Raw genomic sequence first — 11,764 nt, forward strand, 5'->3', positions numbered from 1 at the left:
TTAACAGGCTTCTTGGTTTTGATATGGCAGATATTAATACATTTTTCCTTTGCAAATATCTATCAATATTAGATCTCTCTATCATTGAGAAAAAACACTGCTTCTCATCACAATTAGCCAAGAAAAACTACTATAATAAGCACATTTCGTATACTTAAATGCAAAAATCACCTAAATAGGGTATTTTGAGAACTCACTTGATATATGATATTTGTCATGTTCGTTAAATCATCAATAGTGAGAACAATATTTTACTAATAGAATAAAAAAAAATAAAAACAACAATAGTATTATAAAAATATTAATGTAGAAACCACTTATTATACAATTAATATCCTATGCTATTTAGTTAAAATATCAAAAATAACGATTTAAAAACATTTATTAATTAATTTTTTTTACTTATGAAAAAAGTAGTTTTAAGCTTAGCTATGCTAACAATGGGGGTTACTGCAGTTGCTCAAGAAAACAACAAAGCAACAGTAAACCAAACAGGAGTTTTAAACAACTCTACAATTAGCCAAGAAGGTGAAAGAAACAACTTCACTTTAACTCAAACAGGTACATTCAATGAAAACAATGCTACTCAAAGAGGGGATGATAATATAGCAATTGTTGATCAAAATGGTTTAGGTAATGAAGCTAATACTTCTATGAATGGAAATGGAAATGAAGCAGAGGTTTCTCAGTTAGGAACTTTTAATTCAGCTGAAGTTGCTCAAACAGGCGATTATAACCTAGCACTTACTTTACAAGATGGAATATTAAACTCTACTGAAGTAGTATCTGAAGGTGATGGAAACATTGCTGTTACTTCACAAGGAGGTAATCTTAATGAAGCTGGAATTTCTCAAACAGGAGACTTTAATGCAGCTGGAATTGGTCAAGGAGGAAATGGAAATGAAGCTTTAGTTATGCAATCAGGAGATTATAACTATACACTAGCTTTAAGCCAAGGGAACTCTAACCAAACTTACGTTGATCAAGCTGGTAATGAGAACAGCTCTAACTCTATGCAATTAGGATCTGATAACTTAGTTGAAGTTACTCAAGAAGGTGATTTTAATAAATCTACAATTGCTCAAACAGGTGATCGCAACTATGTAAGCAGTCTACAAGATGGTTCTTATAACATATCAGAAGTTGCTCAAACAGGAGATGATAATGAGGCTTATGTATATCAATTTAGAACAGGGTCTAACTACTCTGAGATAGCTCAAATAGGTGATAGCAATTACGCTGCAATTGATCAAAGAGGTAACAATACTTCTTATATCGATCAAGAAGGAAATCAAAACATGGCTTATGCATACCAAGAAGCTGATAACAACTATAATGCAATGCTTCAAGAAGGTAATAATAACCGCTCTGAGCTAAGACAAACTAACGGTTCAGACAATATGAATATGACTTACCAAGTTGGAAATCAAAACCAAGCTTATGTAACTCAAAATGGAAGTTTTAATACAAGTTTAATAGATCAAACTTCTAATAATAACTTAAGTACAGTAAATCAATTTGGTTTAGCTAATAGTTCTACTATTAGTCAAGGTTCTTTCTAAGCTAGAAGAGAATACTTTTTATTACAACAGAGTTGCCGTTATTATAACGGCAACTTCCTATTTTACTGAATATGAATAAAATTCACTAAATAATCAATTCAAAATGAGAAAATATACCTTACTTATATTAGCTATTCTATTCTTTAGTACAAATAGCTTACTAGCACAAGAGAGCAATACACTTTTGAATTTAATTGAAAACAAAAGTGATTTTAATAAGTTAAACAATATTACATCCTTACAGAGAGAACAAAACTTTGTGAATAATCAACAGTACACTACTATAACTCAAATAGGAAATTACAATACTGTACAGTCTACTACTATAACTACAGACTCCAAGAATATTCATTACACTCAATATGGCGATAGTAATACTATAGATGTATTGACTTTTAGTCAAGACACTAATCAAATAATCTCACAAATAGGCAACCAAAATAACTTTACGCAGTACAGCTATAGTCCACTTGAAAGTCAAAGTATCAATGTAATGCAGAATGGAAACAAGCAAAACATTGAGGTATTTGGAGAAAACTCTATGTCTAAAGATATGGTTATTAAAATGGAAGCTTCTGACAAATCACTGATAATCAGAAATTTTAATTAGCAAGACCTTCCTTTTACATAGAAAAATTATGAAACCGAAATATATAATACTTATTATACTCACTTTTTTTGTACAGAACTTTTGGGCTCAGAGCATAAATACTTATATAGAAGGAATAATAGATGCTAAACAAGAAGGTGAATTTATTAGTATTACTGCATTAGCGCAAAACAAAACGGATATTACTACTAGTATTTCTTATAAATTATCAGTGATTAAGAACAATGCGGATAGTAACAATCAATCAAAAACAGATCAAACTGGATTAAAAGTAATAGAGTCTTTTGAAAAAACAGTTTTAAGCAAAACAAGCTTTAATGCTTCCACAGCTGATCGAATTATTGTGTTACTTCTTATCTATAATGCCAACGAAAAACTAATAGGTACAGGCAGATATGTTTATAATGACAATAAAGACCAAGATAGTATTAAACAAGAAATGTCTACTCTATTAGACAAACAAAAAACAATTTCTTCTAGCAAATCAAAAGAAATAAATTACAAAATAAGTTTCAAGGGTATTGTCGTTGACGAGACAAAAACAAAAGCAGGAAAAGATTTTTATCAGTTGTATTATTCTAATTACCTAGTTAATAATATAAATTCTGAACATATAATTACAGTTACAGAAAGTATCACATTAGGTAATAACACAAAAATAACAATTAAGACAGAAAACAAAGTGATTTATGAGTTTTTTGTTCAGACCAAGTACGATTATATCAAATCTGTAAGTGATACTGCTCTTAAGATGACAATCAAATACCTAGAGAACTTAAAACTTAATGAGAAACGAACCAAAATATTCTAAACCATGAAATATTTATTCTACTTACTAGCTTTAATGACGACGACATTGTGCACTGCACAACAGTTAACTTATAAGCCAATGAATCCATTCTTTGGCGGAGAAGTATTTAATTATCAAATGATGCTTAGCTCTGCTAATGCGCAAAATTCTTTTAAAGACCCTAACGCAGCAAATAAAAAAGATGCAAATAGTTTAAACCAATTTACAGAGCGTTTAAATACTCAATTGCTTAATCAGATATCACGTCAGTTATTTAGTGATTCTTTTGGAAAGGAATTAAAAGAAGGCACTTTTACTTTTGGAAGTTTATCAGTAGAGATTTATAGCTCTGCTGAAGGTATGGTTGTCAATATTCTCAATACAGACACTGGAGAACAAACACAGATAATAATGCCTTCTTATTAGTAAAGAGTATGGAACGTATAAAACTTACCTTTTTAGTTTTGTTTTCAGCTTTATTTCTTAGTAACTGCGGAGCTTTTTTAAATCAACCAATGACTAAACAAAAAGCGCGAACAGGAGAATTAACAGCTATTAGCAAGACTCTAAAAGAACTTCCAAAACCTAAAGAACCAATCGTGACAGGAGTTTATAACTTTAGAGATCAGACTGGTCAATATAAAAATATAGAAGTCGGAAGTTCTTTCAGTACTGCTGTTCCTCAAGGAGGAACAACTATGCTTACCAAGGCATTAGAGGATAGTGGATGGTTTACAGTAGTGGAGAGAGAAAACTTAGGAAATCTTCTCAACGAAAGAAATATCATAAATACCACGCGAGAACAATATAGACAAGCAGGTGATGCCTCACAAACTCAATTACCACCTCTCTTATTTGCTGGTATTTTACTAGAGGGAGGTATTGTGTCTTATGATACTAATATGATTACTGGAGGTACAGGAGCGAGATATTTTGGCGTAGGTGGTTCTCAGCAATATAGAGAAGATCGAATAACAGTATATCTACGTGCAGTCTCTACAACCAATGGAAAAGTATTAAAAACAGTTTATGTATCTAAAACTATTCTATCACAAGCTGTATCTGCTAATATCTTTAAATATGTCAACTTTCAACGACTACTCGAAGTCGAAACAGGTTTTACTGTAAACGAACCCGTTCAGCTGGCACTTAAAGATGCTATAGAAAAAGCTGTAGAGAGTATTATTATTGAAGGTATAGAAGATAGTTTATGGAAAACTGCAGCGGGAAAAGAAATAGATGATCAGTTAATTACCAATTATAATATTGCAAAGCAACTTGAAGAATCAACTTTACTATACGATAGGAAACAAATAGACAGATCACAAAAGAATGAGGTTTCTGCTTCAGCAGGCATTACTGTATTTGATGGAGATCTTAAAGATAAAAAGCCTGGATATTCATTTCGATTTGCTTATGCAAGAAAGTTGTCAGATATATTTGCGTTAGAAGTAAGTGCTAATCCTATACAATTTGTATCAGGAAAGAACTTTAAAAAACAGATGTATAGCGTAGACACTAATATAAGAGCTACTATTTTACCTTATGATAAGATAGCTCCATACGTTTATGTAGGACCAGGTATCATAACAAACAATTCTCTTTTTGAAAATAGTGAGTATAAAACTACTGCTTTTAAAATACAGTATGGTTTAGGAGTACATTATAGTTTCTCTACTAATTTGGCTTTATTTGGGTTTGCTGAACAGAACATTACATTTAAAGATGATCTAGACAACCTGAAATATGGTAAGCGAAATGACTTCTATTTCAATTTTGGCTTTGGCTTAAAATATTATTTCTAACTCTGATATCTTATGAAAAACTTATATATAAAATTCAGCTGGTTAGCCCTACTCTTTATTCTCTTCTCTTGTAGTGAGGATTACATGGACAATGAAGGTACTGGTACTATTATAGGGAAAGTAGTAACTTCTGAAACTAATGAACCAATGGCTAATGTAAAAATAGAGACTTCTCCTATTTCTAATACGGTCTTTACAGATGAAAAAGGAAACTTCACTTTAGAAAATGTTAAAGTAGGTAACTACTCTGTTAAGGCGGAATTCAAAGGATTTATAACTGCATTTAAAGGAGCTGTTGTGTACACTGATAAGACAAGTAATACTGTTTTTGAAATGGTTGTATCCAAAGGGAACAACAAACCTCCCTTACAACCAATACTTTTAACACCAACAGAAAATGAGCTTATCAACAATACTAATGCTACTTTTCTATGGACTGCATCTGATCCAGACAAAGATAAATTAACTTATACATTGACCCTATACAATGATACCAATGATGACATTGAAATCTTTAATTCAATAAAAGATACTACTTTTACCTATAAAGATCTAAAGTTAGGATACAAGTATTTCTGGCAAGTATCTGCAGGTGATACATTTAATCCAGAAGTTAGCAGTAAAGTCAGTTCATTTACTGTATATACTACTCCTAAAGATAATCGCATAGTATATACTAAAAATATAAATGGAAATCTCGTTATATTTTCTATTAATCAAGAAACAGGTGAAGAATTTCAATTAACGAATAGTTCTGTCAATAGTTTTAGACCTATAAAGAATGTTTACTCTAACAAAATAGCCTTTCTTCGTACTACTGGAACACAAACAGATATATACACTATGAATCCTGATGGTTCTAATCAACAGAAAATTACATCTACTATTAAACCGACAGGGTTTGATTTAAATGAAATAACCTTTAGTTGGCCATCCAATAGTGATAAGATATACTTTGCCAACTTTAATAAACTTTATACCATAAGTTCTAATGGGCAAAGAGTAGATATGATTTATCAAACTAGTGATAATTCTTTTATTTCTGAAGTAGATGTCAACATTGAACAAAACCTAATTGCTCTAAAAACAAATAACTCAAATGGCTATAACGTTCATCTATACTGTATAGATCTGCAAGGTAATTTTCGATTTGACATTCTAAAAAATGCAAAAGGTGCTACTAGTGGATTGCAAATATCTGCCAATGGAAAGAAAGTACTCTACGCTTATGACACATCAGGTGAAGAAAATATGTCTTATAGGAGAATTAGTTCTAAAATATTTATCTATGACCGATCTACTTCTACTTCAACTGATTATTCAAAAGACATAAAATTAGGAACTAACGATTTAGAACCTCGTTTCTCTCCTAATGAAGCTTATGTAATATTCACAAATACTTCTAACGATGGTAGATCTCAGAAAGATATCTATATACAAACAATTAGTAGTAAGACTAGAGAACTTAAATATAAAAATGCCTTCATGGCAGACTGGAACTAAGTAGTTTCTGATATATTTTTAGTAGAAATCAAAAGGCTATCTATCAAATATAGATAGCCTCTTTTGTTTTTATTGGTGCCGATTTTGATTAATTGTTCTTCATAGTGAAAATTAAAAATAGTTATAAAGCCAACTATTACCTTTTATCAAGTTTAGACACTTCTGTTTTTTTACTTATTATGCAATTTCACAATGATTATGAGGTAAAAACAAAGTAGTTTAAGACTACTCATCTGTCGTATTTACTTAAAAAAGACAGAACATTCAAGTTTAGTTATAAAAAACTATAAACCAATATATTACAATATATTTTTTACGTAAAAAAGCAAGATTAATTAGAGTAATAGTTATAAACTACCCACCTACTACCCACTAAAAATGTCACTTATAAGAATATTTTAAGCAATTTTACAAAGAATAATTATTACAACATAAGTGATGATAAATACATATCAAAAAACAATGCTTTAATATCCTTCACCTAAAAACTTAAATACAGAATCTAACAAATTAAACAACGCATTATCCTTACTAACAACTATTCAAAACCACCACAAATGAATATATCATCTTTTAACGAACAATGGCTAGATCTATACAATAGACAGAATTCCAAATCAAAAGAAAAAAACAAAGTCTCCTCTACTAATGAGCTTTGTACATACTTCTTTATTTTTGACTATAATGAGAATACTATTCTTTTTATCAATTCATCTTTTACCAAAATAACAGGCTACAATGCTTGCGAATTTAATCTAAATTTCCTTATTGACATTATCCATCCTGAAGATCAGAACCACTTTCTAGAACAAGAAGAACGCGGACTTGAATTCACTAATAACTTGAGATTTAATGAACATTTTAGATATCTATATAGATACAATTATAGAATTAAAAATGCTAAAGGTTCTTATATAACCATATCTCAGGAATGTCAAGCTTTAGAAGTAAATGAGAGTGGACATTTATCTAAGACATTAGTTACACATAAAGTTCTTAGGAATGATACTTCATATAAGTACTGTGAATACAGGGTATTTGATAGAATAAATAATGTATATCTGGATTTAAACAAAGAATATAATCTTACCAATAGAGAATTAGAAGTTCTTACCTTAATCAAAGAAGGATTAACAAGTAAACAAATCTCTAATGCTCTTAATGTGAGTCAAAATACAATATTGACTCATCGAAAAAATATTCTTTATAAAACAAGTACTAATAGTTTTATAGAGTTAGTGAAGAAACTAAGTTTTGCAGATTAAAATATAAACTCCGAATAAAAATGCAAATACAATTATCTGCTGCTGTTATAAAAAAACTCCCTTATGAGATTAAGCAATCTTATAAGGGAGTTTTTATATTTATCAAAACTAGTAGTAAATACTATCTCTCGAATTCTTTTAATGTTTCAGTGATGATGCGTACACAGTCTAATAACTGCTCTTCGTTCATTACTAATGGTGGGGCAAAACGGATTATGTTACCATGTGTTGGTTTAGCTAATAATCCGTTGTCTCTTAGTTTAAGACAGATATTCCAAGCTGTATCACTCTCTTCAGTATCATTGATGATGATAGCGTTTAATAGTCCTTTACCACGTACTAACGTACAGATATTACTATTCGCGATATACTTGTTTAACTCAGCTCTAAACAGTTGTCCTAACTTCTCAGCGTTATCAGCTAACTTCTCATCTAGTACTACATCTAATGCCGCGATAGCTACTGCAGCAGCCGTAGGGTTACCACCGAAAGTAGACCCGTGTTGACCTGGTTTGATTACATTCATAACCTCGTCATTTGCTAATACAGCAGAGATAGGATAAGCTCCTCCTGATAATGCCTTACCTAATACGATGATATCAGCTTTGATATTTTCGTGGTCGATAGCAAGCATTTTACCTGTACGAGCGATACCTGTTTGAACCTCGTCAGCGATAAATAATGCTTTGTGTTCTTCACATAATGCCTTAGCAGCAGTTAAGTAACCAGCATCTGGTACATACACACCTGCTTCACCTTGAATAGGCTCGACTAAGAAACCTGCAACAGTTCCTTTATTTGCTTCTAATGCAGCTTTTAAAGCATCTACATCATTATATGCTACACGGATAAATCCGTCTGTGTAAGGACCATAGTTTTTACGAGCATCTTCATCGTTAGAGAAAGAAATAATCGTAGTTGTTCTTCCGTGGAAGTTGTTCTCACATACGATGATTTTAGCTTGGTTCTCAGCGATACCTTTTACTTCATACGCCCACTTTCTACATAGTTTTAAAGCAGTCTCTACAGCCTCAGCACCTGAGTTCATGGGTAATACTTTATCGAAACCAAATAACTTAGTGATTTTCTCTTCGTAGAACCCTAACTTATCATTATAGAATGCTCTAGACGTAAGTGCTAAAGTACCTGCTTGTTCAGAGATCGCCTTAACGATAGCTGGGTGACAGTGTCCTTGGTTAACTGCAGAATAAGCAGATAAGAAATCATAGTATTTCTTCCCTTCTACATCCCATACATACACTCCTTCACCTTTAGATAATACTACTGGTAGTGGGTGATAATTATGTGCTCCGTATTTATTTTCTAACTCAATAACTTGAGCTGAAGTGATTTTGTTTGACATTATATATTGTTTTTGTTTCCGCAATTTAAATATTATTTAGTGAACTCTAAAATTAATGAGCTATTAAAACTTAATTATTAAATTATTGATAATAGATGGCTTTACTAATTGCTTTAAACCTATTAATTCAAATCAAGCACATCTACTATCCCTAAATCTTTAATAAAACTACTATCGTGACTAACTACAATCATTGTTCCATTAAATTCATTCAATGCTTTAGTTAAACCCTCTATACTGATAATATCCAAGTTGTTAGTTGGTTCATCTAATAATAAGACATCTATCTCTGATTGTAAAATAGTTAGGTAGCACAACACTAACTTTAGTTTCTCTCCACCACTAAAAGTATTAATCTTATTAGTCCATAACTCTACACCTATTCCATATTGAAATAACAAATTACGAAGTTCGGCTGTAGAGTATTTAGCTGTGTTAATACTTTCTAGTTGTTCTACGGGTGTAAGATTACTATCTAACAAAGAGTAAAACTGATCGAGATAAATAACTTTAGCTTCCCCGCGATAAAGCTCTCCTGCTGTAGGAACGTAAACCCCTTGCAACAATTTGAACAAAGTAGATTTTCCTGAACCGTTCTTTCCTTTTAATAATAAACGATCTCCACTCAGTAACTTAAAATCAAGACTTGTTTTAAATATAGGTTCAAAAGCTGGTGAGTATCGATAGTTCATTTCTTTTGCTTCCCACAGTATTTTTCCTTTGTGAAGTTTAGAGTGAGGGAAGCGAATAGAGAATAATTTATCCCTCTCTAACTGCGTTCTCAAGTCATTGAGTTCAGACTGTATACCTTCCTTTTTCTGTTGGTGTACATCTTGAAGTTTAGCTACACTATTCTCTGTTTTATTGCGCATCGCATTAATAACGATTTTCGGAAGCCCTGCATTCTTCTCAGCCTTTTTGTTCTGTGCTTTGTCTTTATTGATTTGCTCAGTTCGTTTGACATCAGCCTTTTTAGCCTCTTTTATCTCTTTAGAGAGGTGATCTAACTTACTCTGAATTCCTTGTAATCTCAGTTCTTTTTGTTCTTTATATAAACTGTAATTTCCTCCGTATTTATAAACTGCAGTTGGCGTAATTTCAAACGTAATTGGCATTAATTCTAATAATACTCTATCGTGACTAACGATAACCACTGTCCCCTTAAACTCCTGAACAAAAGTATAAAACAACGCTTTTGTCTCCGCATCCAAGTGATTAGTAGGCTCATCTAGTAATAATATATCCGCCTGACTCAGCATCATCTTAGCAAATAACACTTTAGTTTGCTGTCCTCCACTAAGACAGTCCATCGTCGTATCGGCAGAGATAGTCTCTAGTCCCCAATAGGCTAACACCTTCCCTATCTGCTCCTCGATATCCCACTGATCATTTAGGATTTCATAATCAGACTCTTCTACTGAACCCGCTAAGATAGCACGCAAGGCATTGACTTTAGTAGCAACACCTACTGCTTCATAGATAGTATGTGATTGTACTAATTGTTTATTTTGAGGCAAGTAGAATACACTCCCCACTATGTGAATAGAAGGATCTGCTAGCTCTAATTCTCTTGTTATTAATTTTAATAAAGTTGTTTTTCCTGTTCCATTTTGCCCGATAATACTGACCTTCTCTCCTGTATGAATAGATAGGTTGATATGGGTAAATAACGGTGTTTTATCTGCGTGATAATATGATAAGTTTGATATAACTATGCTCATAGTCTATGTTTACTGATGTGAATATTCCATACGTGGCCCGTACACCACTCCTCACGGTCAAAAAATATGTATTTACACGATACTAAGTATTATGACAACATAAGACTGTTGCCTAATTTATAAAGATGATAACCACTCGTCGGACTTGAAGTACGTCCTTTTATCTATTGGTTATATAACCAATCTTTACTTAGCTGTGTACATTTAGACTATTATTCGTTAATACTGTCGCAAATGTATAGCTACTTTTGAATTTAAACAAAGAATGCCATTTCTTTTTTGTATAAATTCTCAAAAACGCTATGTTTACAGTCTAGAATCAAAGCTAAACAATGAAAAACACAGAATTAACTAATAGATATAGCACAATCGCATCATGGGTATATCACATAGATAAACCTATCGGAAGGTCATTCGGAGATGTAGAATATTACTTGGAACGATTAAAAAACTGTAACGGAACAATATTAGAGCCTGCTACTGGTAATGGAAGAATACTAATTCCTCTATTAGAAAGAGGGTTACAAGTAGAAGGTTTTGACGCGTCATTAGAAATGCTATCTTACTGTAAACAAGAATGCGAAACTCGTAAACTTAAAACTGTTATCAAACAAGAAATGTTTAATAACTTTAGTTATTCTGAGCCATTTGAAGCAATTATAATCCCTGCAGGATCTTTTCAACTCATCACCGATACTGATGAAGCAATAGAGGTATTAAAACGTTTTAAATTAGCTCTAAAGGAAGGTGGTAGATTAATAATAGACTTATCTCCAATCTCTGCATTAGCTGAAAGGCCTATGTTAGCGAGACAATGGAATGTCGATAATGGAATGCTTACATTAACAGAATCTAGAGTAGAAACCTCTTATCTTAAACAGACCACTCTTTCTCAACTTAGATATGAGCATTGGGATAATGAGAAAGGATTAATTAACTCCGAAATAGATTTGTTCTCTCTGCGTTTTTGGGGAGTTAAAGAGTTTGAATTAGCCTTGATAGCAGTTGGTTTTACTGATATAACGATTAGCAGTAATTATAATTATCTAGAAGAACCGAATACAGAAACTCATACTTTGACTTTCGAAACGAGGTAATACAAAAAACAGGGAGCACAAACTCCCTGTTTATATCAAATGCCGTAA

Annotated in this window: 10 protein-coding genes; 8 read left to right on the plus strand and 2 right to left on the minus strand. The window is 32.0% G+C overall.

Annotated elements, in window-relative coordinates:
• Positions 1 to 404: 404 nt before the first annotated feature.
• From LNQ81_RS15135 to LNQ81_RS15165, 7 genes are all read left to right on the plus strand, one after another.
• On the plus strand, positions 405 to 1,562 hold the full coding sequence (locus LNQ81_RS15135) for a hypothetical protein (RefSeq protein ID WP_229948160.1): 1,158 nt from the start codon (positions 405 to 407) through the stop codon (positions 1,560 to 1,562).
• Between the two features lie 103 nt (positions 1,563 to 1,665).
• Positions 1,666 to 2,172, plus strand: coding sequence for a hypothetical protein (locus LNQ81_RS15140; RefSeq protein ID WP_229948162.1), 507 nt, complete (start codon positions 1,666 to 1,668; stop codon positions 2,170 to 2,172).
• Between the two features lie 28 nt (positions 2,173 to 2,200).
• Positions 2,201 to 2,983, plus strand: coding sequence for a CsgE family curli-type amyloid fiber assembly protein (locus tag LNQ81_RS15145; protein ID WP_229948164.1), 783 nt, complete (start codon positions 2,201 to 2,203; stop codon positions 2,981 to 2,983).
• 3 nt (positions 2,984 to 2,986) lie between these two features.
• Positions 2,987 to 3,388 (plus strand): curli assembly protein CsgF, encoded by a 402-nt coding sequence (locus LNQ81_RS15150; RefSeq protein ID WP_229948166.1) that lies wholly within the window; start codon positions 2,987 to 2,989, stop codon positions 3,386 to 3,388.
• Between the two features lie 8 nt (positions 3,389 to 3,396).
• Entirely contained in the window at positions 3,397 to 4,767 is a 1,371-nt protein-coding gene (locus LNQ81_RS15155; RefSeq protein ID WP_229948167.1) for a CsgG/HfaB family protein, read from the plus strand.
• A gap of 12 nt (positions 4,768 to 4,779) precedes the next feature.
• Positions 4,780 to 6,270 carry a carboxypeptidase regulatory-like domain-containing protein gene (locus LNQ81_RS15160; RefSeq protein WP_229948170.1) on the plus strand — a complete coding sequence of 497 codons (1,491 nt, stop codon included), beginning with the start codon at positions 4,780 to 4,782 and terminating at the stop codon, positions 6,268 to 6,270.
• Positions 6,271 to 6,827: 557 nt separating this feature from the next.
• Positions 6,828 to 7,535: a LuxR C-terminal-related transcriptional regulator gene (locus LNQ81_RS15165; protein ID WP_229948172.1), complete on the plus strand. Its 708-nt coding sequence runs from the start codon at positions 6,828 to 6,830 to the stop codon at positions 7,533 to 7,535.
• A 121-nt stretch (positions 7,536 to 7,656) separates the two neighbouring features.
• Here LNQ81_RS15165 and rocD read toward each other — a convergent pair whose 3' ends face one another.
• Together rocD and LNQ81_RS15175 are read right to left on the minus strand one after the other, a co-directional pair.
• Positions 7,657 to 8,898, minus strand: a complete 1,242-nt coding sequence (gene rocD, locus LNQ81_RS15170) for an ornithine--oxo-acid transaminase (protein ID WP_229948174.1) — start codon at positions 8,896 to 8,898, stop codon at positions 7,657 to 7,659.
• A gap of 122 nt (positions 8,899 to 9,020) precedes the next feature.
• Positions 9,021 to 10,619 carry an ABC-F family ATP-binding cassette domain-containing protein gene (locus tag LNQ81_RS15175; RefSeq protein ID WP_229948176.1) on the minus strand — a complete coding sequence of 533 codons (1,599 nt, stop codon included), beginning with the start codon at positions 10,617 to 10,619 and terminating at the stop codon, positions 9,021 to 9,023.
• A gap of 332 nt (positions 10,620 to 10,951) precedes the next feature.
• On the opposite strand from LNQ81_RS15175, the gene LNQ81_RS15180 reads away from it, so the two are divergent.
• Entirely contained in the window at positions 10,952 to 11,716 is a 765-nt protein-coding gene (locus LNQ81_RS15180; protein ID WP_229948177.1) for a class I SAM-dependent methyltransferase, read from the plus strand.
• The last annotated feature ends 48 nt before the right edge of the window (positions 11,717 to 11,764 follow it).

Source organism: Myroides oncorhynchi (assembly GCF_020905415.1).
GTDB lineage: Bacteria > Bacteroidota > Bacteroidia > Flavobacteriales > Flavobacteriaceae > Flavobacterium > Flavobacterium oncorhynchi_A.

What these genes read in the sequence shown, in the direction of transcription:
- LNQ81_RS15135 (WP_229948160.1), top strand. Translation starts at nt 405, where the DNA reads ATGAAAAAAGTAGTTTTAAGCTTAGCTATGCTAACAATGGGGGTTACT.
- LNQ81_RS15140 (WP_229948162.1), top strand. Translation starts at nt 1,666, where the DNA reads ATGAGAAAATATACCTTACTTATATTAGCTATTCTATTCTTTAGTACA.
- LNQ81_RS15145 (WP_229948164.1), top strand. Translation starts at nt 2,201, where the DNA reads ATGAAACCGAAATATATAATACTTATTATACTCACTTTTTTTGTACAG.
- LNQ81_RS15150 (WP_229948166.1), top strand. Translation starts at nt 2,987, where the DNA reads ATGAAATATTTATTCTACTTACTAGCTTTAATGACGACGACATTGTGC.
- LNQ81_RS15155 (WP_229948167.1), top strand. Translation starts at nt 3,397, where the DNA reads ATGGAACGTATAAAACTTACCTTTTTAGTTTTGTTTTCAGCTTTATTT.
- LNQ81_RS15160 (WP_229948170.1), top strand. Translation starts at nt 4,780, where the DNA reads ATGAAAAACTTATATATAAAATTCAGCTGGTTAGCCCTACTCTTTATT.
- LNQ81_RS15165 (WP_229948172.1), top strand. Translation starts at nt 6,828, where the DNA reads ATGAATATATCATCTTTTAACGAACAATGGCTAGATCTATACAATAGA.
- rocD (WP_229948174.1), bottom strand. Translation starts at nt 8,898, where the DNA reads ATGTCAAACAAAATCACTTCAGCTCAAGTTATTGAGTTAGAAAATAAA.
- LNQ81_RS15175 (WP_229948176.1), bottom strand. Translation starts at nt 10,619, where the DNA reads ATGAGCATAGTTATATCAAACTTATCATATTATCACGCAGATAAAACA.
- LNQ81_RS15180 (WP_229948177.1), top strand. Translation starts at nt 10,952, where the DNA reads ATGAAAAACACAGAATTAACTAATAGATATAGCACAATCGCATCATGG.